At 61.9% G+C, this 24,244-nt stretch carries 28 protein-coding genes and 2 pseudogenes; 16 read left to right on the top strand and 14 right to left on the bottom strand.

The annotated features are described in order from the left end of the window. The first annotated feature begins 220 nt into the window (after positions 1-220). The 9 genes and pseudogenes from J3489_RS10750 to J3489_RS37550 all read left to right on the top strand — a co-directional run. Complete coding sequence (locus J3489_RS10750; protein WP_206997721.1) at positions 221-706, top strand: GNAT family N-acetyltransferase; 486 nt, start codon at positions 221-223, stop codon at positions 704-706. Positions 707-833: 127 nt separating this feature from the next. Then, complete coding sequence (locus J3489_RS10745; RefSeq protein ID WP_206997719.1) at positions 834-1,541, top strand: alpha/beta hydrolase; 708 nt, start codon at positions 834-836, stop codon at positions 1,539-1,541. 195 nt (positions 1,542-1,736) lie between these two features. Next, positions 1,737-2,777, top strand: a complete 1,041-nt coding sequence (locus J3489_RS10740) for a rod shape-determining protein (protein ID WP_206997717.1) — start codon at positions 1,737-1,739, stop codon at positions 2,775-2,777. Positions 2,778-2,823: 46 nt separating this feature from the next. Beyond that, positions 2,824-3,690, top strand: a complete 867-nt coding sequence (locus tag J3489_RS10735) for an MOSC domain-containing protein (protein ID WP_206997715.1) — start codon at positions 2,824-2,826, stop codon at positions 3,688-3,690. A 152-nt stretch (positions 3,691-3,842) separates the two neighbouring features. Beyond that, the gene (locus J3489_RS10730) at positions 3,843-4,625 is read left to right on the top strand and encodes an alpha/beta fold hydrolase (protein WP_206998045.1); all 783 of its coding nucleotides are present in this window, start codon (positions 3,843-3,845) and stop codon (positions 4,623-4,625) included. A 135-nt stretch (positions 4,626-4,760) separates the two neighbouring features. Further along, positions 4,761-7,049, top strand: a complete 2,289-nt coding sequence (locus tag J3489_RS10725) for an amylo-alpha-1,6-glucosidase (RefSeq protein ID WP_206997713.1) — start codon at positions 4,761-4,763, stop codon at positions 7,047-7,049. 300 nt (positions 7,050-7,349) lie between these two features. Beyond that, complete coding sequence (locus J3489_RS10720) at positions 7,350-8,249, top strand: LysR family transcriptional regulator (RefSeq protein ID WP_206997711.1); 900 nt, start codon at positions 7,350-7,352, stop codon at positions 8,247-8,249. Between the two features lie 298 nt (positions 8,250-8,547). After that, positions 8,548-10,728, top strand: a complete 2,181-nt coding sequence (locus tag J3489_RS10715; RefSeq protein WP_206997709.1) for an FUSC family protein — start codon at positions 8,548-8,550, stop codon at positions 10,726-10,728. Beyond that, positions 10,713-10,889 (top strand): annotated as a pseudogene (locus tag J3489_RS37550) (aromatic acid/H+ symport family MFS transporter); the annotation flags it as partial. The gene J3489_RS10715 and the pseudogene J3489_RS37550, both read left to right, overlap by 16 nt. Here J3489_RS37550 and J3489_RS38555 read toward each other — a convergent pair. From J3489_RS38555 to J3489_RS10675, 10 genes and pseudogenes are all read right to left on the bottom strand, one after another. Further along, positions 10,870-10,947: pseudogene (locus J3489_RS38555) on the bottom strand (DUF4863 family protein); the annotation flags it as partial. The pseudogenes J3489_RS37550 and J3489_RS38555 sit on opposite strands and share 20 nt — an antisense overlap. Before the next feature lie 251 nt (positions 10,948-11,198). Further along, positions 11,199-11,450 (bottom strand): hypothetical protein, encoded by a 252-nt coding sequence (locus J3489_RS37545; protein ID WP_242539932.1) that lies wholly within the window; start codon positions 11,448-11,450, stop codon positions 11,199-11,201. A 263-nt stretch (positions 11,451-11,713) separates the two neighbouring features. Then, a complete protein-coding gene (locus J3489_RS10710) occupies positions 11,714-12,280 on the bottom strand; it encodes a phasin family protein (protein ID WP_206997707.1) in 567 nt (188 codons plus the stop codon). 376 nt (positions 12,281-12,656) lie between these two features. Continuing rightward, a complete protein-coding gene (locus J3489_RS10705) occupies positions 12,657-12,833 on the bottom strand; it encodes a hypothetical protein (RefSeq protein ID WP_206997705.1) in 177 nt (58 codons plus the stop codon). Between the two features lie 232 nt (positions 12,834-13,065). Continuing rightward, positions 13,066-13,392, bottom strand: coding sequence for a cyclic-phosphate processing receiver domain-containing protein (locus J3489_RS10700; RefSeq protein ID WP_206997703.1), 327 nt, complete (start codon positions 13,390-13,392; stop codon positions 13,066-13,068). 178 nt (positions 13,393-13,570) lie between these two features. Next, complete coding sequence (locus J3489_RS10695; protein WP_206997702.1) at positions 13,571-13,807, bottom strand: hypothetical protein; 237 nt, start codon at positions 13,805-13,807, stop codon at positions 13,571-13,573. 554 nt (positions 13,808-14,361) lie between these two features. Then, a complete protein-coding gene (locus J3489_RS10690; RefSeq protein WP_206997699.1) occupies positions 14,362-14,961 on the bottom strand; it encodes a short chain dehydrogenase in 600 nt (199 codons plus the stop codon). A 116-nt stretch (positions 14,962-15,077) separates the two neighbouring features. After that, a complete protein-coding gene (locus J3489_RS10685; RefSeq protein ID WP_206998084.1) occupies positions 15,078-15,305 on the bottom strand; it encodes a hypothetical protein in 228 nt (75 codons plus the stop codon). A 138-nt stretch (positions 15,306-15,443) separates the two neighbouring features. Then, positions 15,444-15,917, bottom strand: coding sequence for a hypothetical protein (locus J3489_RS10680; protein WP_206998043.1), 474 nt, complete (start codon positions 15,915-15,917; stop codon positions 15,444-15,446). Positions 15,918-16,097: 180 nt separating this feature from the next. Next, a complete protein-coding gene (locus J3489_RS10675) occupies positions 16,098-16,331 on the bottom strand; it encodes a hypothetical protein (RefSeq protein ID WP_206997697.1) in 234 nt (77 codons plus the stop codon). A gap of 403 nt (positions 16,332-16,734) precedes the next feature. Here J3489_RS10675 and J3489_RS10670 point away from each other — a divergent pair, with 403 nt between their 5' ends. Then, the gene (locus J3489_RS10670) at positions 16,735-16,962 is read left to right on the top strand and encodes a hypothetical protein (RefSeq protein ID WP_206997695.1); all 228 of its coding nucleotides are present in this window, start codon (positions 16,735-16,737) and stop codon (positions 16,960-16,962) included. A 485-nt stretch (positions 16,963-17,447) separates the two neighbouring features. Here J3489_RS10670 and J3489_RS10665 read toward each other — a convergent pair whose 3' ends face one another. Further along, positions 17,448-18,020, bottom strand: a complete 573-nt coding sequence (locus J3489_RS10665) for an MFS transporter (RefSeq protein ID WP_374193444.1) — start codon at positions 18,018-18,020, stop codon at positions 17,448-17,450. A gap of 288 nt (positions 18,021-18,308) precedes the next feature. On the opposite strand from J3489_RS10665, the gene arsH reads away from it, so the two are divergent. From arsH to J3489_RS10650, 3 genes are read left to right on the top strand one after another with little or no spacing between them, the layout of a single operon-like run. Then, a complete protein-coding gene (gene arsH / locus J3489_RS10660) occupies positions 18,309-18,998 on the top strand; it encodes an arsenical resistance protein ArsH (protein WP_242539952.1) in 690 nt (229 codons plus the stop codon). Positions 18,999-19,012: 14 nt separating this feature from the next. Continuing rightward, positions 19,013-19,333, top strand: coding sequence for an ArsR/SmtB family transcription factor (locus J3489_RS10655; protein WP_206998041.1), 321 nt, complete (start codon positions 19,013-19,015; stop codon positions 19,331-19,333). Further along, positions 19,334-19,804, top strand: coding sequence for an ArsI/CadI family heavy metal resistance metalloenzyme (locus J3489_RS10650; RefSeq protein WP_206997691.1), 471 nt, complete (start codon positions 19,334-19,336; stop codon positions 19,802-19,804). It begins immediately after the preceding gene. A 169-nt stretch (positions 19,805-19,973) separates the two neighbouring features. On the opposite strand, the gene J3489_RS10645 is transcribed toward J3489_RS10650, so the two are convergent. Further along, positions 19,974-20,321 carry an ArsR/SmtB family transcription factor gene (locus tag J3489_RS10645; RefSeq protein ID WP_206997688.1) on the bottom strand — a complete coding sequence of 116 codons (348 nt, stop codon included), beginning with the start codon at positions 20,319-20,321 and terminating at the stop codon, positions 19,974-19,976. Positions 20,322-20,677: 356 nt separating this feature from the next. On the opposite strand from J3489_RS10645, the gene J3489_RS10640 reads away from it, so the two are divergent. The 3 genes from J3489_RS10640 to J3489_RS10630 are packed head-to-tail and all read left to right on the top strand — an operon-like array spanning position 20,678 to position 22,500. Beyond that, entirely contained in the window at positions 20,678-21,193 is a 516-nt protein-coding gene (locus J3489_RS10640; RefSeq protein WP_206997687.1) for an arsenate reductase ArsC, read from the top strand. A 30-nt stretch (positions 21,194-21,223) separates the two neighbouring features. Continuing rightward, a complete protein-coding gene (locus J3489_RS10635; protein WP_206997685.1) occupies positions 21,224-21,724 on the top strand; it encodes an arsenate reductase ArsC in 501 nt (166 codons plus the stop codon). Then, complete coding sequence (locus J3489_RS10630; protein WP_206997683.1) at positions 21,721-22,500, top strand: aquaporin; 780 nt, start codon at positions 21,721-21,723, stop codon at positions 22,498-22,500. The genes J3489_RS10635 and J3489_RS10630 overlap by 4 nt, the downstream gene beginning before the upstream one ends. A 53-nt stretch (positions 22,501-22,553) precedes the next feature. Here J3489_RS10630 and J3489_RS10625 read toward each other — a convergent pair whose 3' ends face one another. Together J3489_RS10625 and J3489_RS10620 are read right to left on the bottom strand one after the other, a co-directional pair. After that, a complete protein-coding gene (locus tag J3489_RS10625) occupies positions 22,554-22,862 on the bottom strand; it encodes an acylphosphatase (RefSeq protein ID WP_206997682.1) in 309 nt (102 codons plus the stop codon). A 42-nt stretch (positions 22,863-22,904) separates the two neighbouring features. Further along, positions 22,905-24,242, bottom strand: a complete 1,338-nt coding sequence (locus J3489_RS10620; protein WP_206997681.1) for a sigma-54-dependent transcriptional regulator — start codon at positions 24,240-24,242, stop codon at positions 22,905-22,907. Positions 24,243-24,244: the final 2 nt, after the last annotated feature.

Below are 24,244 nucleotides of genomic sequence, written 5' to 3'. Positions count from 1 at the left end.
TTAAGACGAGGTCGAGAATACTCAGTCGTGTTGAGTTGCACACCTGTCAGATTTATGAGGTATCGGTCCGAACTTCGGACACCTGGCGCTACGCATGTTGCATGGCGGTCAAAGACTGGGTAGCGTGCACGCCTAGCGGTTCGACCTCGGCACGCGATGAGACCAATAGCCGTCGAAAATAGAACCTGTCGATCCATTGCCGCGGGGATAGCGCCGACTCATGTCCGACAATCACATGCTTTTTTCTGTCTGCTCCGTCGCCGCGGAGCGGGTGTTTCCGTTGCGAAGCAAAGTCTTGCTGGAGGGCAACGCCGAATCGTGCCGCTTCCGCCACGACGAAAACGACTCGACCTTGCATCTGGCTGTCTATCGCAGCGACCGGATCGTTGCGGTCGCAACGATATGCCGGGAATCGCTGCCCGGTTCCGCTAGCGATGCCGAATGGCGGCTGCGCGGGGTCGCCGTCGAAGCGAGGCTGCGCGGATACGGCCTGGGCCGGCTGCTGACCAAGCTATGTCTCGATCATGCGCAGAACGAAGGCGGGCGGCTCGCGTGGTGCACGGCGCGCGAGAGCGCACGAGGTTTCTACGAGACCTTGGGCTTCGCGTCTTGCGCGCCGCCGTTCCAGTTGCCGTCGCGCCCGGACGTGCTGTTCCACGAGATGCACTGTGTCCTGCCCGTCGAGGCCGCATCGAAAGCCGGCTGAGACGCCGTCACGTACCGGTCACACACACGAATCGCCAACCCGGCGTATGCTCCCGCCTGTGCATCACGCGCCACCGCCTTCTGCGGGGCGGGAAGCCTGCCCCGACGGGGCTGCCCGGGAGACTCCGATGGACTGGAACCGATTCGAACATGGCTGGCGCCGCGCCCCGCTCGAGGGCCCGGCGCAATCGCTCGTCGTGCTGCTGCACGGCGTGGGCGGCAGCGCGCGCGACCTCCTGCCGCTTGCCGATTCCTGGTGCCGCGCGCTGCCCGACACGGCCTTCGCATCGTTGGACGGCAGCGAAGCATTCGACGGCGGCGCCGGCGGGCGTCAATGGTTCAGCCGGCGCGAAATCGACGAGTCGCGCCGCCCGCTGCGCGTCGCCAATGCGTATCCGGCGCTGTATCGCATGCTGAGCGAGGAGCTTGCGCGTCACGGCCTGGATTTCGATTGCCTTGCAATCGTCGGCTTTTCGGAAGGTTCGATCATGGCGCTGCATCACGTCGCGACGAACGCCGCCGGCGCGGCGGCCGTGGTCGCTTATTCGGGCCGGCTCGCGTCGCCGATCGTGGCGAAGAGCCGCACGCCCATTACGATCGTCCACGGCACCGACGACGATGTCGTCCCCGTGCTCGAACTCGAGCGCGCCGCCCACGCGTTCAGCGACGCCGGCTACGCAGTCGGAGCGTACGCCCTGCCGAAAGTCGGCCACACCCTCTCCAGCGACGGCGCGCTGCTCGGGCGCGACGCGCTGGTGCGCGCGCTGGTCGAGCGTCCGCGCGTGCTCGCCCACTTGCGCACCGGAAAAGCCGTCGGCGCACATGAAACGCTTTGAAGCGGGCGATAAAAATCGTTAGGGCACACAAATTGTTCTGAACATTGGGTTTTCCCTGGCCTAAAGTCATGGCGCGGGATGCCGTAATTCGCTTATCGGCAGAGTCGATGTCGACCCTTCAGCCTGCTGTGACGGGTAGTCTGCACGGCTTGACAACAACAGGCCGCCGGCGAGCGAGTGACTTCAGAGCCTACGATGGCGCACACACCATTCTTTGGACGATTGTTCCATCAAAGCGTCGCGGTCGATCTCGGCACGGCGAACACGCTCATTTATATGCGCGACAAGGGCATCGTTCTGAACGAGCCGTCGGTGGTGTGCTTCCGGAAGCACGGCACGTCCGGGCCGGGGTACGCGCGCATCGCGGCGGTGGGCACGCAGGCCAAGCAATTGCTCGGGCGCTCGCCCGGCAACCTCGAAGCCGTGCGGCCGATGCAGCACGGCGTGATCGCCAATTTCCCGGCAGCCGAGCAGATGTTCCGCGAATTCGTCGACATGGCGCAGCTGCGCTCGCTCTTCGTGCGCCGCGCCGAGTTCACGGTCTGCGTGCCGTCGAACGCGACCGACGTCGAGCGCCGCGCGATCCGCGAAGCGGCGATGACAGCGGGGGCGTCGAAAGTGAATCTGCTCGGCGAATCGCTCGCCGCCGCCGTCGGCGCGGGACTGCCGGTCGGACAGGCGCGCGGCTCGATGGTCGTCGCCATCGGCGGCGGCACGACCGAAGTCGGTGTGATCGCGCTTGGCGGCGTGGTCTACAAGGGCTCGGTCCGCGTGGGCGGCGACCAGTTCGACGCGGCCATCATCAACCACGTGCGCAGCCTGTATGGCGTCGTGCTCGGCGATCAGACCGCGGAGTACGTGAAGAAGACGATCGGCACGGCCATCTACGACGTCCCGCAGGAAACGATGCGGGCGACCGGGCGCAGTCTCGAAGACGGCTTGCCGCGCACGATCGAATTGTCCAATCACGATGTGGCCGATGCGCTCGCGGTGCCGCTCAAGCAGGTGATCGGCGCGGTGAAGGCGGCGCTCGAAAATGCGCCGCCCGAGCTCGTGACCGATATCGCCGACACCGGCATCGTGCTGGCGGGCGGCGGGGCGCTGCTGGCGAATCTCGACCGGCGGCTCGTCGAGGAGACCGGGCTGGAAGTGCGGGTCGCGGACGAGCCGCTGACCTGCGCGGTGCGTGGAGCCGGCGCGGCGGGGGAGATGCTCGACGTGGGCGTGTTCGAGTAACATCGCGGCTGGCAGCCGTTCCTCTTCCCATTCCCCGCATTGCCCCATGCCAGCCATCAGCCAACTCCTCGTCTATCCGATCAAGTCCTGCGCAGGCATCGCGCTCGATTCGGTCCGTCTTCTGCCGTACGGCCTCGAATACGACCGCAACTGGATGCTCGTCGACCCGGCGGGCCAATTCATCACGCAGCGCAGGTTTGCCGGGCTCGCGCTCGTCAAGGTCGAGATCGGGGCCTCCGAGCTCATCGTGCGCGCGCCCGGCATGGACGAATTGCGCACGCCGCTTGCCGCGTCCGATTTGCGCGGTGCAGAGGGTGTCGACGCGACGGTCTGGGGCGACACGGTCGCCGCGCTCGATACGGGGCCCGTTACCGCCCGCTGGTTTTCGGCGTTTCTCGGCACGCCGGTGCGGCTCGTGCGTTTCGATCCGTCGGCGCAGCGCCTGGCGAACCGCAAGTGGACGGGCGATCTCGACGTGCCGACACAGTTCGCCGACGGCTACCCGCTGCTCGTGATCGGCCAGGCATCGCTCGACGACCTGAACGAGCGGCTCACGCGCAAAGGGGCGACGGCGATTCCGATGAACCGGTTTCGTCCCAACATCGTCGTGACGGGGATGGAGGCGTACGAGGAAGACTACGTCGAGACTTTTCGCAGCGAGGGCGGCGGCGCGATCGAGTTGCGCGTGGTGAAGCCGTGCGCGCGCTGCCCGATGCCGACCATCGATCAGGCGACCGGCGCGCCCGACCCGCAGTGGCCGAACGAACCCACCGACACGATGAGCGCCTATCGCGCGAACAGCCTGCTCGACGGCGCGCTGACGTTCGGCCAGAACGCGATCGTGGTTGCCGGCGCTGGCGCGCAGCTCGCAGTCGGACAAACCTTCGACGCGGAACTGGGCTTCGCCGGCTGACACGCCGGCGGCTCATCCCAACCTCGATTCCCCCAACGAATATGGATTCACTGGACGAGCCCGATTCGCGCCCGGAAGCGCCGCACGCGTCCCGTTTCGCGGACGCCGCCGACCCGTCGCTGCGCGAAATCGAGCTGGCGAGCGGATTGCGGATGCCGTACGTCGTGCGCGGCGAGGGGCCATTGCTGCTCTTCGTACACGGCTCGCTGTGCGATTACCGCTACTGGCAGCCGCAACTCGATGGGCTGTCGCCGCGCTACCGCTGCGTGAGCGTCAGCCTCACGCACTATTGGCCGCGCATCGGATTGCCGCCCGACATCCCGTTCAGCTGGAGCCGCCATGCCGACGAGCTGGCCGATTTCATCACACGATTCAATGAGGGACCGGCTCACGTCGTCGGACATTCGCGCGGCGGTTGCGTGGGGTTTCACTTTGCGCGGCGTCACGCGCAGCACGTCCGCACGCTCACGCTCGCGGATCCGGGCGGCCCGCTGCAGATTCCCGGGCGGCCGCTCGCGCAAATGCCCGAAACCGTCAATGCGTTGCGCGCCCGCGCAGCGCAACTGATCGAGAGCGGAGAGATCGACGCCGGGCTGCAACTGTTCGTCGATTCAGTGAGCCGCCCGGGCTTCTGGGAGAAGAGCACGACGGCTTTCCGCACGATGGCGGCGGACAACGCCGGCACGCTGCCGCGCCAGTTCCGGGACCCGCTGCCTGCCTACACCGCCGAAGATGCCGCCGATGTGCGCTGCCCGGTGTTGCTGATCGACGGCGAAAGGAGTCCCCTCATGTTCAAGCGCGCGGTCGCCGCGCTCGAATCGTGGCTCGGTGACGCGCGGCGGCAAACCGTGCGCGGCGCGTCGCATGGAATGAATCTCGCGCATCCGTCGGCATTCAACCGGTTTGTCGACGAATTCATTCGCAGCGCGGCGTGAATGAAGCGACCGACGTGGCCGAGGCGACGCGAGCGCAACGCATCGCCTCGCCGCGTTGAACTTCCGGCTTGCCCATACCTCTCTACAATCGGAACGAAGTCAACGACGTTGCATGGGATCACAGGAGGCAAGACGATGCTGGACCCAGAATCACTCGGCGGACTGAGCCATGGCGAGCCGCCCGAGCATGAGCATGAACCGGACGGCGCATTCATCCCGACCGAAAACCCCAACATTGCAAGCGCAAGTCAGTACGTCCTGAAATCCGGCGATACCTTCGTCGTCAACGATCCGCTCGGCGACATCATCGGCCACGACGATGGCCTGTTCGTCAACGACACCCGCGTGCTGTCCCAATTGCGTCTGACGTTCGGCGGCCGCGCGCCGTCGCTCTTGTCGGGCAGTGTCAGCAGCGACAACACCGCGTTTACCGCGCATCTGACCAATCGCCCGCTGCCCCCCTTGGGCGGCGCGGTGACGCCCGAAGGCGTGATCCACGTCGAGCGGCTGCGCGTGTTGTGCGGCACCGTTCTTTACGAAGCGATTACGCTCACGAACTATGGCATGACCGATGCGGTCGTGCCGCTTTCGGTGTCGTTCGCGAGCGACTTCAAGGACATGTTCGAAGTCCGCGGCTTGAAGCGCGAGAAAAAGGGCGCCGTCGAGCCGCCGCGTGTCGAGAACGGCGAAGTCCTGCTCGGCTACGTGGGGCTCGATCGCGTCGAGCGCGACGTGCGGATCGCGTTTTCGCCGGAACCCGACAAGCTCCTTTCGGGCCGCGCCGACTACTCGGTGACATTGCCGGCGCAGGCGTGCGTGTCGATTTATTTGTCGGCGGCCGTGCAGGCGCGCGCGCAGCAGTCGGTGCCGGGCGCCGCGACGGGCGCCGACGTCGCGCGGCCGCCGCACAGCGCAAGCCCCGCGCACTTGACCCAGATCGATGCCGCCCGGCCGCGCGTGGGCCGCGCGGCGGTGCGGGCCGCGCTCGCCGACGCGCACCTGGCGATGCGCGAGCGGCGCCGCGTAACGGCACGCGTGCGCTCGAGCAATCCGCTCTTCAATGCGTGGATCGATCGTTCGTTTTACGACCTCGGCCTCTTGACGACCGATCTCGCGACCGGGCCGTATCCGTACGCGGGCATTCCGTGGTTCTCGACGCCGTTCGGGCGCGATGCGGTCATCACCTCGCTGCAGACGCTGTGGCTGCAGCCGCTGCTCGCGCGCGGCGTGCTGCGTTTTCTGGCCAAGCACCAGGCGCGCGAAGATTCGGCGTTCCGCGATGCGTCGGTCGGCAAGATCATGCACGAGATGCGCAAGAGCGAGATGGCCGCCACGGGCGAGGTGCCGTTCGCGCTCTATTACGGCGGCGTCGATACGACGCCGCTGTTCGTCGTGCTGGCGGGCGCCTATGCGGCGCGCACCGGCGACATGGCGCTGATCGACGAAATGTGGCCCGCGCTCGAGCGCGCGGCGCAGTGGGTGGCGGGTGTTTGCGACAAGAACCGCTTCGGGCTGCTCGATTACCAGCGCGCCTCCGACGGCGGCCTCGCGAACCAGGGCTGGAAGGACAGCCACGATTCCGTGTTCCACGCGGACGGGCACTTTCCCGAGGGACCGATCGCGCTCGTCGAAGTGCAGGCCTACGCGTGCGCCGCGTTCGACACGATGTCGCATTTCGCCACGCTGCGCGGCCATCCCGCGGATGCGGTGCGCTACAAGACGCGCGCGACGGCGTTGCGTGAGCGCGTCGAAGAGAAGTACTGGATGCCCGAGGAAGGGTTCTATGGCATCGCGCTCGACGGCAAGGGCGAACTGTGCCGCGTGATGGCGTCGAACGCCGGGCACCTGCTCGCGTTCGGCCTGCCGGCGCGCGAGCGCGGCGAGTCGGTCGCGCGTCATCTGGAATCGACCGTCTTCCATACCGGCTGGGGCGTGCGCACGCTCGCGGCGAATCAGGCGCGCTTCAATCCGATGGCGTATCACAACGGCTCGGTCTGGCCGCACGACAACGCGTTGTGCGCGCGCGGCCTCGCGCGCTACGGCGACAAGGGCGCGGCGGTGCGCTTGCTGCAGGCGCTCTTTCAGGCGGCGGTCAATTTCGACATGCGCTTGCCCGAGCTGTTCTGCGGGTTCCCGCGCCGGCGCGGCGAGCCGCCGACCGCCTATCCGGTCGCCTGTCTGCCGCAAGCGTGGGCCGCGGGCGCGCCGTTCATGATGCTCGAGGCCTGTCTCGGCATGACGATCGACGCCGAGCGCCACGAAGTGCGGATTGAACAGCCGGCGCTGCCCGAGGGCATCGACTGGCTCGAGATCGGCGATTTGCGCGTCGGCGACAAGATGGTGTCCATTATGTTCAGCCGGGTCGGCGGCAAGGTGGTGGCGTCCGCCGAGCAGGGCGACGTCCGGGTGGTGGCGTTGCTGTAGCCTCGCGCGCAGCGGACGTCGTTCCGGCGGCGTCCGCTTGAACAGTTCGGCCGCTGTCGGAGAGGGCCTCGGCCGTCCACGAATCGAACGTGGACATGGCTTGTCGTTCAGAAGGACGTTGCATGCTTTCACCGCAGCATGGCGTTTTCTTGTGCCATCATCGAGACACCACGGTGGGTTGCCAGGCGGCAGAAGCTGGAGAATTTATCGCGGCGGTGCGCAAGCCGGCGGGTAGGTTGGTCAGACCCTGACGGCACGCCGACTCGGTGCCGTTTTGCCGGAAACCAGTGAGGAGGCGCGATGACCATCGAACTATCCGACATGAGGTTTTTCGTTGAAGCGGTGCGCTACGGCAGCATCACGCGCGCAGCGCTCGAACTGGACATTCCCAAGTCTTCCGGAAGCCGGCGCATCACGCGGATGGAAAAAGAACTCGGCGTGCAACTCGTGAAGCGCACTACACGCAAGGTGAATGCGACCTCCATCGGCAAGGCCTACTTTGAGCGGTGCGTACAGGTGCTCGAGGATGTCACGCGTGCGGAACTGATGGTCACCGAAGAACGCATGACACTCGGAGGCCGACTGCGCGTCGCCATTCCCGCGGAACTGGGCGCACACCGTTTTGCCGCCTGCTTTGCCGAATTCATGCAGGCAAACCCCGGTATTTCGATGGAAATCGAAGCTGGACCGGGGAGCCGCCTCGTCGATGTCGTCGCGAGCGACGTCGATGTCTGGATCAAAACCGGCGAGGTGCCGGACTCCAACCTGATTGTCAGGCGCCTCGGCGCGCTCACCCGGTCGCTTTGTGCCAGTCCCGCGTATCTCGAGCGACACCCTGCGCCCAACCGCCCGGAGGAGCTCGAAGCTCACGAGTGTCTGCTGCTCGGCGACCAGATCTACTCGGTCGAGCCTTGGTCATTTACACGGGACAACAGCTGCATTACGCCTGAGCCGCCGAGCAACATGTGGGTGAACAGTCTCGCGGTGCTGCGGCAACTGGCCGTGTCGGGACTCGGCCTCGCGGTGATCCCGGATATTCACGTGCAGGCCGACGTGGGCAGCGGCAGCCTCGTGAAAGTCATGACCGACTGGGCGCTCGACCCGGTCGAGGTCAATCTGCTGATGTCGCATCGCGAACTGTTGCCGGCGCGCATCCGGTCGTTCGTCGACTTCATGGTCAGCAAGGCCAAAACTTGGTAACGCGGGGCGTCCCGCAGTGTTCCATCGGCAGCAACCAAGCGTTCCACTGCTGCACCCTCTCCCGGATACCCTCACTCATACTCAGACATCTACGCGCTGCGTGCCTCCCCGGCACATAGCACTCCAGAGCAACTGATCGTTCCCCCGCAGCGCCCAATTCGCGCGTCGTTTCGTACCTAGAATGCGACGTAACATCGAGCGCGCACCCACGACCCGAAAGCGCGTTCGAGCGATTCGGAGACAGTCGAATGAACCCTCTCGAAGTACGTCGTGCGCCGCCGGCCGTGGAGGCTATCCAATGAACGCGCGCCGTCTCTTTTCTTCCGGAGCGGGCCTCGCGTCCGAGGTGCGCACCGCGCTGGCGGACTGGGTTCGCAGCGGCGGCATGAGCTGGCTTCACGTTCTCAAAACCGTCGCGGCTGCGTTGCTCGCCATGGGCCTTGCCATGCGCCTCGAGCTCCCGGCGCCCCGCACGGCAATGGTGACAGTCTTTATCGTGATGCAGCCGCAAACCGGCATGGTGCTCGCCAAGAGTTTCTATCGCTTCGCGGGCACCGTGGTCGGCGCGGTCGTCACCGTCGCGCTGACGGCCGTCTTTGGCCAGGTGCCCGAGCTCTTCCTGCTTTCGATTGCGCTCTGGATCGGGGTCTGCACATTCGGCGCTGCCCTGAACCGCAATTTCCGCTCGTACGGATTTGTGCTTGCCGGCTACACGACCGCGCTCATCGGCATCCCCGCCCTTGCCCATCCGGATGGCGTATTTCTCTCGGCCATGACGCGACTGAGTGAAGTGTCGATGGGCATCCTCTGTGCGGCGACGATCAGCGCCCTGGTGTTTCCGCAGCGCGTCGCTGACACAGTGCGCGACACCGTACGCGCCCGCTACACGCGCTTCGCCCAGTTCGTGACGGATACGCTTTCACGTGGCCGTCATCACGAGAATGCGAGGGAGGTCCACACACGTTTTGCCGCGGATGTGGTGAGTCTCGAAGCGTTGACCAGCGTAGCCGTATTCGAAGACTGGGGCACCCGCATGCGAGCCGGCCGGATGGCGCGTCTGAACACGGAGTTCATGAATGTATCGACGCGCTTTCGTGCATTGCAGCAGTGGCTTGGCCGCATACAGGCGCAAGGAGGCGCCGCCGTTGTCGACGCGATTGATGCTTGCCTGCGGGACGTTCCGCCGCTGCTCGCCAAACCAGACAATGAACCGATAGGCAGCGCGGCCGACGCGGCCCACGCCGTGTCGCAATTGCAGGCTTTCCGGGGCTCACTGCCTAAGCGCCTGAGTCTCTCACGCGCGCGCCTTGAACATCTGCCTGACGCGACACCGCTTGAATTCGACACCGCGGCTGAACTGCTCGAACGTTTTGTCGACGAGATGCATTCCTACACGGAAACTTACGCGTCACTCGCGGTCGATTCTCACAAGCGCGAACTGTCGACCAAGCGTTTTGTCTCGAAGACCAACCTCGTGGCGGGCGGTGTCGCCGGCTTGCGCGCGGCTGTGGCGCTCCTCTCAAGTGCGGGGCTCTGGTATGAAACGGCCTGGACAAGCGGGGCGGGTGCTGTGCTCAATACGGCGGTCAACAGTGCGCTCGTCGGCACGATGCCGCAACCGGCGGCCGCGGCTTCGCAGATGGCGTGGGGCACGCTCGTGGCGGCCATTGTCGCGGTGACGGTGCTCTTTGGCGTCTACCCGAATATCGATGGCTACGTGCTGCTGTGCGTGGTCCTCGCGCCGGTGCTGATGTTCGGCGTGTATATCACTACGCGTCCCGGCGGCATGGGCTTTGGGCTCGGATACTGCATTTCGTTGTGTGTGCTGGCGGGGCCCGACAATGCGATGAATTACAACATCGAGGGCGTCATCAACGACGGCCTCGCGCTTGTGGCGTCGATGATGATTGTGACGGTGGCGAGTGCGGTCATTTTCCCGCCCGCACGACCGTGGTTACGCAAGCGGCTGCTGCGCGATTTGCTGGACCAGGTGGTGGCCGCGTGCACCGGTGGGCTGCCGCGCGCGCGACTTCATCTGGAGAGCCGAACCCGCGACCTCGTCCATCAGCTCAATGGGTTGTCCACGGAGGAACCGGCGTTTCAGGCGGCCGCGGCGAGCTGGATGTTCACCGTGCTGGATGTGGGGCACGCCGTTATTGAACTGCGCTCCGAACTGGCGATACATCCTGAGGCATGGCAGGGCACCGAAGGTGCGTGCCGGTGCGTGCTCGACAGTCTTGCGCTCTTGTTTGATGCGCCGACGGCCGCCAATCTGACGGCCGCACGCGAAGCGGTCGACGCGGCTGTGAGCGCCGTTCGTGAAGCGTCGCAAACCAAGCGCGCGTCGCCGGATGCGCGCGCCCGGTTCCAGCGCATGTCGGGCTATCTCCACTTCATCCGCGTTACGTTGGCCGAGTTGCCCTCGCCATCGAACGCCGACGCGCACGACTGGCTGGAGGCCTTTCTTGCCCGGCGCTGACTGCTGCTACAGGACCGCTTCGGCAATGGATGCTAGGCGTAGGCCGCTTTGGCGGCATTGCCGGTTCGTTTCTCGTCGCTGAGCTCTCCAGGCAACAGGTCAGCCTGCCGGGCATCTTCACGGTCGTGGCATTCTATGCTCTCAATGCTGCGGCGGCGTAACGTCGTACGCAATCCGTCCGGCGGGCAGGAAGAACAGTGCGATAACAGCGCCGCCCTTGGGCGCTCACGTATTGGCGATGGTTCGAAAATGTCGGATGCGTTACCGCGTAGTGTGACGATGCCACAAGCTCGCGACCTATAGAAGGGAAACTGTTGCAACACAATAATTCACGGTGTGCACAATACTGGCACTCCTGTTGAACACGGCGAAGCGAGGGCCTTCGGGCAGCACCATGGCACATGGTGAGGTTGCATGCGCAACGTTATGCCAAGTATTGTGCGCGTGTGCGTCGCTGGCTGTGAGAGCGATCACACGCCAATGCGTCCTGTGGTCGATTTCTGCATGTCAGCCGCGGGTGGAAACACGTGCCAGGTGCCGTCGTCGTGCCGAAAGAAGAAAAGCACGCGCAACCCGGTCGGTGAGGACGTCTCGACACAGACATAACGCGTCCGGCCCCAGCGTGTCCGGCCAAATGCGGTCACGTGAACTGCCGACGTGGGAGCCGGCGCAAGCCATTTTTCGACCTCATAGCGAAGCGACCTGTTATCCGTATGCCTCATGTTCCGCTCCAGCAAGTCGGGGGCGGCACCCGTTAGACCTGGTGCAGGCCGCGACCGAATCGACCACAACTACAAAGATGGCCTTTGGCGTGTGAGTTCTGAAACCGGATATTTCGGCAAGAGCGAACTCAAGAACGTGTCATGCCGAGGTCGATACCTTCGCGACGATGTCTGCCACGCGTTGGTTATCGTAAAAAAAGCACTCGAAAAAGCGAGCAGGGCTCGCTTTAAACATCGGAAGGCGATGGCTGACGTCAGTAACGCTACTTCTTCTCATCCGTTTCGGTGTGTTCAACGACCTGCCTGGCGGACCTAGTCGGAGCGTCAAGCGCGGTGCTGACGTTGTTTTCAGCAGTCTCCACCGCCAGCGTCGCGGCCTTCCGGACAGGTTCTAACGCTGAACTGGCGGACTCGATAACAGACCTCGACGCGGACAGGTCGGCGTCGCTCCCAGCGGGCGCGTTCTTCGCGAGGTTGTCGATGAACGCTTGCACATCGCGCTGGTACCGGTTGAACTGGGCTTCAACTGTCTCAGTGAATTCAGCCTGGACGCTGGCCGTGATTTCATAAACGTGTTGCCAGTACGACTGCGTTTTTTCTACTGCCGGTTGCACCTGACTTGCCTGCGGCGCAAACAGTTCCTGCAGGTCTTTCACCGATAACGCCTTGGCTGCGAATTCCTGATTTGCAGCAAGGGTTGATTTAAATGCCTGTAGGTTCAGACTGACGAACTTTTCAAAGCCTGCGAAAGTTTTGTTCAGGAGACCAAACGTCGATTCGAAACTCGCTTTCTGCGTGGCTAGGGTTTGTTCGAGGTCGAGACTGCTCATCACTAACTCCATGGGGGTGGGTGGCGAATGTCCGAAAGACCGCTGAACGGAATGACGAACGGCGAGTTAGGGCAGGAATAATTGGTGCGATGCAGCGAAATCCCATTCTAGAGCCGGGACTGCGAATGTCAATCGCTCGTTGCGTACAGGCGCTAAACGGCGTGTGAGAGGAACCGTGAGAAGCCCGTTGGCGTTGAGACTCAGCCATATTTCGGGGGAAACCCTGCTACCCGTCAGCCTGTGGACGGAAGCTGAGGGCGAACTTTTTTCTCGGGCTTGTGCGACGCGGCAATAAATGCAGGTGCCAAGCTGCCGAAGCCGCTTCGGAGCGCTGTAGCGCTGGACGCCGAGAGGCGATGTCTCTGTGAACAGGTTCTTACGTTACGGTCAACCCGAGACGTTGAAGCAGCGCCTCGCCCTCGGAGGTCAATCGTAATTCGGCATTCGTGGAAGTCGTTCGCACGACTTCCACCAAGCGTTCCTGCCGAAGCGTGACCGCGTCGGGGTCAGCGAGCGCCACCTGCGCCGGCGCACTGAACAACACCAGCAGCATTGCAATCTCGTGGTGACTGAGCGGCTTTCTTCATCAGGCGTCTCCTTGATAGCTGCGCACGCAGCCTATCGCGCTCGCAAGATGGCGAGCGACGGCAGAGGATAAGCGCAATACGGGGAACGCGGGACTGTAGCGTCGCCATATGACATTGAAGTGACCGCCTGTGTATACGGGCGCCAGAAAACCAAAATGGAAGAAAATGACTTCAACGATTTATGGCCGATGGTGCGGCTCAGTCTTCCGCGGTGCGATGTCCGAGGTATGAATTCAATAATCCGCTGATGTTCTCTCTTCCGACGGGATTGGCGCTGTGCACTGAGAAGAAAAATTCCGGCGGAATGAATCGCCCCGCAGCATCGAGGTCCATCTCTATCATCCGCTTCACGACGACCATTCCCGTATCGTCGCCACCTAAGTCGTGGTCGAAAGAAATCTCAAGGGGACAGCCCATTGTCTCCAGCAAAGCGATTGCTTTCGCAGAGGTGCGAGCAATTACCCATCCTTCGCTCGCCGGGTCGCGAATGTCGTCGATGAACAGACGGTAGGTGCCGGTATGCACGAGTTATAAGTTTTCGAAGTACGAGTAGACGTAGATAGACGACGAGAGCGACTAGTCCCGCCCTCGCCGCAGCTAACCTGGGGTGATGGCCATCATGCCGATACAGCAGCAGGGGTACCGTATTCATTGCCGGGAGGCAATCCATTTCTTGTGCAATTTCACGCCCTGCCGGTCAGCTTCAGTTTTGTTCAAGCAAGTCCTCGGCCGCTTGCCAGTGCCCAGCGACGGCTTTGTCTGTTACGCGTACTGTTGCAAGCAGTGGCACATAGCCGCGCAGTTTGCTCTCGCTGACCGCGAGAATCTCTGAGCGGTAAACCTCTTGGCTAACTCTGGTCCCGTCTTGAAATTCGACGGTATAACCCTCGACGGGACCCCATCGGCCCTTCGGTACAGGTTCCACATAGACGTGCTGCATGTGATATCTCCAGCATTATAAAAAGCACTGGGCGGTTCGCATCAACTTGCCATCGGTCGGTTGGCACGTCATCGAACATCCACCTCTTGTATAAGAGGGTACCGAAGAAAGCGATGTCCGCACCGTCAGAATGCCGACCAAGATTCAAAACAAAAATGGCGAAGAATCAACGGTTTGCCTAAGAAATTTCACGAAATAAAAAACCATTTCCCGATGCGCAGCGCCGGCACGGCGTCGTGCATTCAACCGTTTTGAGACACGAGCCTCCATTTTGCATCGTGAGATTTCCGGGGGCTCGGCCGTATGACGTGAGGCGCATGCGCCCAGTGGCCCACGCGTTTATTTACCGCTTAGGCGTGCATCTACGATTGCTGGCTCGTTACGGCCTCGGAATTGACCCGTATTCGAGTTAAGGTTGGGCAATTTCCCTGGGCGCCATTTCTTGAGTTGAGCGTGTTATTGCGGCAGGAGCGCCCGCGCCTAATCGGGGAGCGCGACCTCGCCCAGCCAGCCGTGAAACTTGCGCTTTGCTTACTTTGTGGGCAGCGTTGCGCTTACCATTTCACGACTTGAATGACCTGCCCCGTGATGTCCTCGACCAGGCTTCGTTTGTATGCCTGGGCCACGGCCTCGGCGGGAACGCCCGCAGAGCGGGCTTGGCCCATCGCGGCGAGTGTTTCGGACACCCAGCCCGGACTGACGACATTGACCCGCGCCTTGCCTTGCAGCTCGAGTGCCGCCGACCTGCCGAACGCTTCGACCCCCGCATTCACGATGCTCACGGCGGCGCTTCCTTTCATCGGATGTAGGGCAAGGATGCCGCTGGTTAGCGTCAGGGACCCACCTTGCGTAACATGGCCGACGGCGCATCGGACGAGATTGACCTGACCCATCAGCTTGTTGGCCAGACTGAACGCAAAATCTTCATCCGTCAGCGATTCAAATGGTGCGAATTTCGCCGCACCTGCGGCGCAAATCACGGCATCCACGGTTCCGAGTTGCCGGTACATGGACACGATGGACGCTTTGTTTGTGAGGTCTACGGACAGGTCCGAGCCTTTCCGGCTGGCGCCAATGACCTGGTGTTCGGGCGAGAGCAGGCGAACAACCTCCTTGCCGAGCAGTCCGGTTGCGCCGACTATCAGTACGCGCATAGGTCCTCCTGTGTCTGTAGAGGTCACACCTGCGCGGCGTGACGCTCACGCATGCTGTGAGGAGAAAGGACAAGCGAATATCGTACTACTGCTCGCGGCAACGCGAACACCGCACCTCACACGGCGCTGCGCGGCAGGCGGGCTAGAATTGCCCGTTGACTCACATGGAGAAATGAGCCGATGTGCGCCAGGTCCTGCCCGTCACCGTGCGCACAATCGGAAAGTTGCGGGCAGAGTTGATGGAGCACGCGCAGTTCGTGGAAGAACTCGAGACCGTTCGCCAGACGTATCGCGCCAAGCGCAACTTCATCAAGCTGCTGGCGACGCTGGCCTGGAGATTCCACAACGCGTGCATACGAGACCGGCGTTGCCGGTCTCTTGATACATGCGCACCCAACGTAATCGCATCGCGATTTCGCGCTCCATCGTCCCATATTAGTTGAAACGATGTCCGCGAATCACACATCTCAGACGAACGGCAGTTACGTCGAGACCTCTGCAGTAGCGAGTCTTTGCTTGCCATTGAGCAAGCCTCCCACCATCCGCGCTTCAGCCTTGGCAATGCTATCAAGGGGCGCCACATACAGCTGGCGACCGAAGAGTTCGAACGCCACGCATACCCATGCGTAATCGGCATCACCCATCACCCAGACGCCGTCTTCCTTCTCGGCAGCATCGATATGCATCATCGCTGCGTGGGCTTCTTGTATGTCCGCAATTTCGTCTGGATGGTATCCGAGCCGACACAGCTCCTCGGCAATCAAAAGCTGTCGCTCCAAAGTCGTGAAGAGTTCGCGCGAACCACGACCTCGCCGAAAGGCGTCCAGGCCCGTGTAGCACTGAAGGAGCATGGCTTGGGTTATGGGCTCATGGGCAGCCCGACTGAAAGTAAGTGCACGCAGCAATGGTGACATCGCCGGCCGGGCGTGTTTGCGGGTTCGCGATTTACTAGGCATGTTGATTTCAAACTCGTTCAATAACTCTCAGTGCCGCCACCGACGCGACGCCCGCCGGTAAAAGACGCCGCCGATACGTTGGCGGGGAAACAGGGGACTTTGGACGTGCGTGCGACGATGATGGGAGGCAATAATTAAGACAGGCTTAAACATTGCGGCGAGCAACGCTGTTCCCGAGCATTACTCTTCGTGTGCCGCGTGTTTCTGCGCCGCCTGTTCCTCGGCGTGCTTTTTCGCCAGGTGATGTCCGACGATACAGCCGCCAACCGCTCCTGCGACCGCGTGATGTCCAGCATAGTGTCCGGCAACTCCGCCCACGACCGCGCCCTTGACGCAACCGGCTGCGTTTGCCGTTCCGATGCCTGCGAGTGCTGACATGGCAATAGTGAGCGCGAACTTGCTTATCGTTTTCATTTTGTAATACTCGTTGGTTGTGTTGAGGGGATGTTGAGGCTGTTATCGAGATTTCAATCGCGACGCAGGCGTCGCTCGTCACACGCTATATTCAAGAACGCCCACATCGGAGAACTCTCCTGTGCACGCTGACGCATATAACGCTCGCGCCGTCATTGCCGTGCACGTTGGAAACATGGCCTTTGTAAGCAATTGTCAGCTGCCGCAAGCGCATCGTGGCCGTCGCAGAAAGGAAGATACTTGCGCACTCCGGCGAACGGATTGTGTTGGCCGCGGCTGATTTCGGGGTGCGGATGTAGCGCGCCGCCTCGGCCGGGCTGTGCGCGCGCAGGAAACGAAGTGACGACAGTGATGTCCAAATCGACCAAGACGTTGCGGCGACGGCTGCACTGGTGACAGAGACATGACGACACGAAACACACTCTCGCCGGAAGCCATTGCGCTCGAGCGCATTGCGGTCGCGGCGCGGGAAGTGCAGGCAGCCTCGGCTGCACTAGAAAGGCATATCACCGTCGACGCGGGCGCGCTGCCATCGACGCTGGAACTCGCGCGTTTCGCAGCGGCGATGCAGGAACTGCTCAATGCGCGCGAAGCATTCGACTGCCTCATGGCCAAATCGCCGCCTCAGTAACGTGCCGGCAATGGCGAAGGCCGTCGGGCTTTTCGTGTGTGCCTCGCATGCGACATCGGATTCCGCACGCGAGCGACCTCGCTTCGCTAACGGTCTGTTACCTAATGCATACGTTGGTTTCAGCTATTCACGAGTTCCGTCCGTAGACTCTAATCGTTCCGTCGCCATGGCGATTCTTGAGACGAGGCTGAGGCTGCGCTTCCCATGCTGTCAGTCGTTGTGCAGCCGTCTGGTCCATCCCGTCGCACATGATAGGAGTGACTGATGCCACAAACACGTTGCCTGCGAGTCATCACGCAAGTGAGGGGTATTGAAATATGCGTCGAGTATAGTTCGGCGACGGGTCGCGTTCGCCTTCTGCGCGATGGCGCTGTGTTGCACGAGTGGTTCCCGCCGAACTCGTGGATTGCTATCGCGTCGGTAAGCGGCGCTCGAAACTGGGGAACACCTCCTAGTTCTGATGAACTTCGTGCGCTGCTCGAAAGTCACGTGTCAACGTTGTCCGAGAGATACTGTCTATGACGGGCATCGCTATCGGCAACGTAGAGCGTGGGAGGAGCGTCAGCAAGAGCTAAGGATGCCAAAAGAATCATCCATTCGACAGATAGGTAATTGTGCTGAGCGCTCCAGATTGCTGCTGCCGAAATCGGTGCGATTCCCTTCGCGATATTCGATGGCATGGACAGCAGGCCGCTGATTGCCCCATAGCCTTCCGTCCACATAACGTCCTGCACGATGGTGCCGCGCAGTATCGTCATCATCCCGTTTGCGCCGCCGTACCTGAGCGAAAACAAGATGACCGCGTTGGGGATTTGCCTTTCCAACATTAGCGGCACCAGGTGTAATGTCAGCGCAGCGAAGGTAGCGTAGTAGGCGGTGAAGCACACGGCCGGCGCCCAGAAAGCCGGCGTACGAAGCGCGCGCCGTGTTGAAGCCTTGTTCGCAGCCTTCAAATGCATCCTGTCGCTGATAGTCGTGTCGGAGTCTTCACCCCGTCCGATAGCCACCAAGTGAATAGGTAAACTGATCAATCCAGGTGCCAAGGGGGTACGCAGCAAGCCCTGACACCAGCAACCCGAGCGACAAGGCGGCATTGGGGGCCGGCCAATCGAACAACTCAACGCGGTCGCCTCAGGAGGGGTTGATGTTGTCACACAGTACGTCCCCACAAGCGGACGCCTACCGGAAATTCTACTTGTAATTTCTCCATATTTCCATAGAATTGGAAATATCAAATATTCCAGCGATTTACGGTTTCGATGACTTCTCACCTCGCCCCAGACAACCATTCGCTTTCTGCTGCAAAGCCGCAGTTTCTGGACACCAGCATCGCCGGACGGCTTGGCATGCCGGATGCACCGCCCGTGCGCATCCTTTTGCTCTACGGCTCCTTGCGGCAGCGGTCTTATTCGCGTTTGCTCGTCGAGGAAGCGGCGCGCCTCCTTCAGCTCTTGGGTGCTGAAACGCGCATCTTTGACCCCCGTGGACTGCCGTACCCGGACGAGGTCGAGGGCAACGACCATCCGAAAGTGAAGGAGCTGCGCGATCTGTCGGCGTGGTCGGAGGGGCAGGTCTGGTGCAGTCCGGAACGTCACGGGACGATTTCCGGGGTGCTCAAGACGCAGATTGACCAGTTACCCCTGTCGATGGGCGGTGTCCGCCCCACGCAGGGGCGAACGCTCGCCGTCATGCAGGTCAGCGGCGGCTCGCAGTCGTTCAACACCGTGAACCAGTTGAGGCAGTTGGGACGCTGGATGCGCATGTTCACCATCCCCAACCAGTCGTCGGTCGCGAAGGCATATGAGGAGTTCGACGATGACGGGCGTATGAAACCTTCGTCCTACTACGACCGTCTGGTCGACGTGATGGAAGAGCTCGTGAAGTTCACGCTGTTGCTGCGCGGCCGGGCCGATTACCTGGTGGACCGCTACAGCGAGCGGGTCGAGGAAGGGCGGCCGCTCGACCCGAGCACCGACCTGGCGTCGCTGGCGATGGGGCTTCGATCGGCGGTTCCCCAACAGGAAGACATCGAGTAACCAAGATGGCGACCATCGACTCAAAGTCAGCAGTGACGGCGTTGGCAGCCCTCGCGCAGGAGTCGCGGCTTGCGGCGTTCCGGCTGCTCGTCACGGCGGGGCCGTCCGGCATGAGCGCGGGCGCGATTGCCGAGGCCCTCGGACTTCCCTCGCCGAGCCTTTCATTCCATCTGAAAGAGTTGAGTCACGCCGGACTCATCGAAGGCCGGTCGCAGGGTCGCCACATCATGTACAGCGCCAACTACGGCAACATGCAGGCGCTTATCGACTTTCTGCTTGAGAACTGCTGTGCGGCGCAGCAGTGCGCCTGCGCGCCCAACCCGATGGAGGCTTGAATGAAGCGCTTTCACGTGCACGTGGTGGTCCCAAAACTCGACGACAGCGTTCGTTTCTACCGTGGTCTGTTCGGTGCAGAGCCTACTGTGCTGAAGGACGACTACGCCAAATGGATGCTCGAGGACCCACGCATTAACTTCGCCATCTCCGCGCGTGGCGGCGAAGTCGGCGTCAACCACCTCGGTTTCCAGGTGGACAGCGATGAGGAGCTCGCAGCACTGCGTGAACAGGCCGTCGCCGCAAGTGTGAACGTTGTTGACCAAGCGGATGCGCAGTGTTGCTACGCGTCGTCCAACAAGTACTGGAGCCAGGACCCGGCCGGCGTGCCGTGGGAGACGTATCGCACGCTCGGCGATATCCCGCTTTTCGGCGCGGATGACCGCCAGGCCGCAGCGGCGAAGAGTGAGGGTTGCCGTGTTCCGACGACCTCGATTCCGGCGGCCATTGGCCGGAAGGTCAGCTGCTGCTGAACCCCGGAAAACCGACGGCCGCCCGAGAGGCGGCCGTTGCAGGCGCATTCTCTTTCCCGTCAGACGCGGTACCCGCTCCGCCGGGACCGGTTTCCCGGCGGCCCTGCGCTTTTTCATCCACTCGCGCAGGTTACAGGTTATCGGGGCCGACTGCCCGCCGCTCGAAGGCTCAGGCAGGCACGGCCTTCGGCTTGCACTTCACCTTCTTCTTGGGCGCGCAGGCGGCCGAATCCACTCCCTGGCAGCAGTTTTCGGTCAGGAACCCGATTAGCTCGTTCATGTGCTCGATTTCGGGCGCGTAATAAACGAACCGGCCTTCCTGGCGCGACGCCACCAGGCCGGCGTGCGTCAGCTCTTTCAGATGGAAAGACAGCGTTGCACTCGCCAGTTCCAATTGTTCCTGGATAACGCCCACGCTCAACCCATCCGGGCCGGCTGTCACGAGCAGTCGAAAAATTCCGAGGCGCGTCGGCTGGGCCAACGCGGACAGGGCTTTGATGGCGTCTTTTTCCTTCATGATGCGAGCGTTGTGGGAATGAACGAACGATTCTAAACCGATTGAGATAACCGTGGCGCCCACTATCGACCAGAATCACTCCGGCCGCGAAACACCTCATGGCTTACGACCGTTGCAAGTGATGCGACAGCCGCATAGCACAGCGTGGTGTGGTTGATAGTCCAAAGAAAATGAGGCGAAGCACTCGTCTCTCTGGAGTCAGCCCATGCGTTAATGAAATGTCTGTGACGCCACCGACTGGCGACCCACTAACGCACCATCCTCCAAAACAAGCTTGTCACGGGTAGATAGTTCCATTAAATTGGAGATATCGATATATAAAACCTGCCCGAGGCACAACTCGGCCGGAGCGCCCCGTGGCTGAACACCGCAAATACAACGTCCTCTTCTTGTGTACGCATAACTCTGCGCGTTCCATCCTCGCTGAGGCTACCCTCAATGCGGTGGCCGCCAACCGGTTCGTCGGCTACAGCGCCGGTAGCCACCCGGGCGCGGCTCCCAATCCGTTTGCCCTGGAGTTGCTACGCTCGTGGAACATCCCGACGGAAGGCCTGCGCAGCAAAAGCTGGGACGAGTTCGCAAAGGATGGCGCACCGCAAATCGACTTCATCATCACCGTATGCGATGACGCTGCAGGCGAGGTTTGCCCGATTTGGCCGGGGCATCCGACGAAAGCGCACTGGGGCGTGCCCGACCCGTCAAGGGCCGAGGGTGGGGACGATGAGAAACGTGCGGCGTTTCGCGTGGCATACGGTCAACTGCGTAAGCGCATCGACCTCTTCACGAACTTGCCGTTCGACAAGCTCGACCCTATCGCCATACAGCAAGAAATGCAGGACATTGGCACGTCTTTGCGTGAGAAAGGGGAATAACGCGTCCGCGTCTCAGAAAGAGGAGGTGATATGAACGACAAGGTCTATAACGTGCTGTTTCTCTGCACAGGCAATTCAGCCCGAAGCGTACTCGCTGAGGTTCAGTTGAATGCATTGGGAGGCGGGCGCTTCCACGGATACTCCGCTGGCAGTCATCCGAAGGGAGAAATCAATCCGCTTACACTGGAGCTTCTGCAGCAGATGAGACTTCCCATAGAGGGTCTTCGGAGCAAGTCGTGGGACGAATTTGCGACCCAGGAAGCGCCAGTGATGGACTTCGTCTTTACCGTTTGCGATGCCGCGGCGGACGAGCAATGTCCGGTCTGGCCGGGTCAACCCGTTACCGCACATTGGGGCGTTCCCGACCCGGCTGCCGTGGAAGGCTCCGACGACGCGAAAATGCGCGCCTTCAAGGATGCTGCGGCCACATTGCGCAAGCGCATTGAACTCTTCAAGAGCCTTCCACTGGCATCGCTCGACCGTCTCGCAATCAAGAAAGAAGTCACTGATATCGGGAAGTCCGTACCATGAGACTGCGTCATGCTGTCGTCGCCGAATTCCTTGGCTCGGCAATGCTCCTTGCGACCGTCGTTGGCTCGGGCATCATGGGAGAGCGCCTTGCTGGCGGCAATGTCGCAATCGCGCTGCTGGCCAATACCATCGCGACTGGGGCAGGCCTGGTCGCACTGATTGCCACGTTCATCAGTGTCTCAGGCGCGCACTTCAACCCTTTGGTGACGCTCGCGGAGGTCTGTCTCGGCAAGTTGCGATGGAAGCACGCCGCAGCCTATGTAGCGGCACAAGCCCTCGGTGCGATTGCCGGTGTGATAGCCGCTCACGGGATGTTTGACCTGCCGTTGATAGAAGCCTCGCGGCACGTTCGCACCGGCCCGTCGCAATGGTGGAGCGAGGTGGTTGCCTCGTTCGGCTTGCTCACGGTCATTCTGAACGTAGCAAAGCGGCGCATCGAGTTTATTCCGCTGGCCGTCGGCGGCTATATCACGGCGGCCTACTGGTTCACGGCTTCGACCTCGTTCGCCAATCCGACGGTGACAATCGCACGTTCGCTCACGGACACCTTCGCTGGCATCAGACCCGTCGACGCGCCTGGTTTTATCGTCAGCGAAGTGGTGGGCGGCGCCCTCGCAGTCCTCCTGTTCCGCTGGATGGAGCGCTCACACGATTCATCGCGAAGCGAGCCTGAAGCGGTTCACAAAGAAGGCGCCCGCGATGATGCCGGACGCCCGCGTGAAGAGGCTGCCAAGCAGATTGACGACGCCGGACTCCGGGTTGTGGAGAGGCGCTAGCGCCTATGGATCGTGAAAGCGCACCTTCTTTCACCCTGGCGATTCGCCCGCCCTTACAGGGTGGGCAACCGCTCGAAGTTGTCGAAGCGGGCAAACGGCGGCTGCAGTTCGGTCACCTCGAGCTCGTCGACGAGCGCTGCGGACATGCCCTCGCTTAACCAAGCGCACATGTCTGCCAGCTGTTCTGGCGAGCCCTGCAGCATCGCCTCTACCGACCCATCCATACGGTTGCGGACCCAGCCGGTGACGCCTAGCGCTGTCGCCCGGCGTACACAGGCCTCCCGATAGCCGATGCCCTGTACCTGACCACGCACCTGCACCAGTCGGGTCTCGAGCGGCTCGTCCTTGTCGTGAGATTCCATGCGCGTACTCCGGTTGCAGGTTGATGCGCCTGCGAGGGTGGTTCAATGAAGAGGTTCGGCTGCAATCGCATGTTTGCGCATCTTCTCCCACAGACTCTTCCTGGAAATACCAAGGGCATGGGCGGTCTCGGAAATGTGGCCTTGGTGCTGCAACAGCGCGGCGCGAATGAACGCGTTTTCGCAGGCGGCCATGTAGCCCTCGAGCGGAGTGTCCATATCCAATACTGCAGCAGCCTGAGTCCCGTCTTCCTCGAAAATATCGGTCGAAAAGAGCATGTTGCGGGAACACACGATGCATGCCCGCTCAAGGCGGTTTTGCAGCTCCCGCACGTTGCCCGGCCAGCCGTGCGTTGCGAGCCGCGCCTCCGCCGATGGGTGAAACAGTTTCGTCGATTCTCCGAGCCGGCCGGCGATATCTCGCACGAAGCGGTGAGCAAGCCACAGGACATCGTCGGGCCGGTCGCGAAGCGCCGGCACACGTAGTTGCAGGATGTTGATGCGATAGAACAGGTCTTCCCGAAACTTCCCGATGCGGACCCGTTCCGCAAGGTCCCGATTCGTCGCACAGACCAGCCGGAAGTTAGTTTCGAATTCTCTCTCCCCTCCAACTCTCGTGATGCGACGCTCCTGCAAGGCACGCAGCAGCTTTACCTGCATCGACAGCGGCAAATCACCTATCTCATCGAGAAAGAGAGTGCCTCCCTCGGCCTGCTCGAAATAGCCTTTTTTCTGCCGCTCTGCACCCGTGAACGCGCCTCTTTCGTGTCCGAAAAATTCGGATTCGAGAAGCGACTCGGGAACGGCGCCACAGTTGACTGCGACGAACGGGAACGCGTCGCTGGGCGCATGCCGATGAATGAACCGTGCGAGCACTTCCTTGCCGACACCCGACTCGCCGGTAATCAGAACCGATTTGGCGCGGCCTGCGACTCTCGGTACAAGTTCAGCCAAGCGCCGCATGGCTTCAGACACACCAAGCTCGCTGTGGGCGGGCATGGCCTGGTCGGGGATGCCAGTGCCTGTGAGGAGCCGGATCTTGTCGACCAGCGCCCCGATGTCAAACGGCTTCGTGATGTAGTCCGCAGCACCGCTCTTCAGGAGCGAAACCGCCGTGTCGACCGACGCATAAGCCGTAATAAAAACAAATGGCGGGATGGACGTCTGCGCTGAAGTGGAACGTGAAAACAGGTCCTCTCCCGATATGTCAGGCAACCGGATATCGCTGATGACCGCCTGATACGGACGAGTTTGAAGCGCTTCGAGGGCGGACGCGCCGTCGGTATGCCAGTCCACGTCGAAACCTTCCAGGCGGAAGCGGTCGGCCAATGACTCTCCCATGATGGGATCGTCTTCGACGACACAGATAAGCGTAGTCGACATGA

The organism is Trinickia mobilis, assembly GCF_017315705.1.
Classification (GTDB): Bacteria; Pseudomonadota; Gammaproteobacteria; order Burkholderiales; family Burkholderiaceae; genus Trinickia_A; species Trinickia_A mobilis.
Note: the sequence above shows the minus strand (reverse complement) of the source record. Positions and strands in the feature narration are given on the sequence as shown.

What these genes read in the sequence shown, in the direction of transcription:
- arsH (WP_242539952.1), top strand. Translation starts at nt 18,309, where the DNA reads ATGCCGGATGCACCGCCCGTGCGCATCCTTTTGCTCTACGGCTCCTTG.
- J3489_RS10635 (WP_206997685.1), top strand. Translation starts at nt 21,224, where the DNA reads ATGAACGACAAGGTCTATAACGTGCTGTTTCTCTGCACAGGCAATTCA.
- J3489_RS37545 (WP_242539932.1), bottom strand. Translation starts at nt 11,450, where the DNA reads ATGAGGCATACGGATAACAGGTCGCTTCGCTATGAGGTCGAAAAATGG.
- J3489_RS10625 (WP_206997682.1), bottom strand. Translation starts at nt 22,862, where the DNA reads ATGGAATCTCACGACAAGGACGAGCCGCTCGAGACCCGACTGGTGCAG.
- J3489_RS10740 (WP_206997717.1), top strand. Translation starts at nt 1,737, where the DNA reads ATGGCGCACACACCATTCTTTGGACGATTGTTCCATCAAAGCGTCGCG.
- J3489_RS10675 (WP_206997697.1), bottom strand. Translation starts at nt 16,331, where the DNA reads ATGAAAACGATAAGCAAGTTCGCGCTCACTATTGCCATGTCAGCACTC.
- J3489_RS10705 (WP_206997705.1), bottom strand. Translation starts at nt 12,833, where the DNA reads ATGCTGCTGGTGTTGTTCAGTGCGCCGGCGCAGGTGGCGCTCGCTGAC.
- J3489_RS10695 (WP_206997702.1), bottom strand. Translation starts at nt 13,807, where the DNA reads ATGCAGCACGTCTATGTGGAACCTGTACCGAAGGGCCGATGGGGTCCC.
- J3489_RS10725 (WP_206997713.1), top strand. Translation starts at nt 4,761, where the DNA reads ATGCTGGACCCAGAATCACTCGGCGGACTGAGCCATGGCGAGCCGCCC.
- J3489_RS10735 (WP_206997715.1), top strand. Translation starts at nt 2,824, where the DNA reads ATGCCAGCCATCAGCCAACTCCTCGTCTATCCGATCAAGTCCTGCGCA.
- J3489_RS10670 (WP_206997695.1), top strand. Translation starts at nt 16,735, where the DNA reads ATGACGACACGAAACACACTCTCGCCGGAAGCCATTGCGCTCGAGCGC.
- J3489_RS10720 (WP_206997711.1), top strand. Translation starts at nt 7,350, where the DNA reads ATGACCATCGAACTATCCGACATGAGGTTTTTCGTTGAAGCGGTGCGC.
- J3489_RS10710 (WP_206997707.1), bottom strand. Translation starts at nt 12,280, where the DNA reads ATGAGCAGTCTCGACCTCGAACAAACCCTAGCCACGCAGAAAGCGAGT.
- J3489_RS10680 (WP_206998043.1), bottom strand. Translation starts at nt 15,917, where the DNA reads ATGCCTAGTAAATCGCGAACCCGCAAACACGCCCGGCCGGCGATGTCA.
- J3489_RS10730 (WP_206998045.1), top strand. Translation starts at nt 3,843, where the DNA reads ATGCCGTACGTCGTGCGCGGCGAGGGGCCATTGCTGCTCTTCGTACAC.
- J3489_RS10690 (WP_206997699.1), bottom strand. Translation starts at nt 14,961, where the DNA reads ATGCGCGTACTGATAGTCGGCGCAACCGGACTGCTCGGCAAGGAGGTT.
- J3489_RS10715 (WP_206997709.1), top strand. Translation starts at nt 8,548, where the DNA reads ATGAACGCGCGCCGTCTCTTTTCTTCCGGAGCGGGCCTCGCGTCCGAG.
- J3489_RS10630 (WP_206997683.1), top strand. Translation starts at nt 21,721, where the DNA reads ATGAGACTGCGTCATGCTGTCGTCGCCGAATTCCTTGGCTCGGCAATG.
- J3489_RS10650 (WP_206997691.1), top strand. Translation starts at nt 19,334, where the DNA reads ATGAAGCGCTTTCACGTGCACGTGGTGGTCCCAAAACTCGACGACAGC.
- J3489_RS10645 (WP_206997688.1), bottom strand. Translation starts at nt 20,321, where the DNA reads ATGAAGGAAAAAGACGCCATCAAAGCCCTGTCCGCGTTGGCCCAGCCG.
- J3489_RS10620 (WP_206997681.1), bottom strand. Translation starts at nt 24,242, where the DNA reads ATGTCGACTACGCTTATCTGTGTCGTCGAAGACGATCCCATCATGGGA.
- J3489_RS10745 (WP_206997719.1), top strand. Translation starts at nt 834, where the DNA reads ATGGACTGGAACCGATTCGAACATGGCTGGCGCCGCGCCCCGCTCGAG.
- J3489_RS10750 (WP_206997721.1), top strand. Translation starts at nt 221, where the DNA reads ATGTCCGACAATCACATGCTTTTTTCTGTCTGCTCCGTCGCCGCGGAG.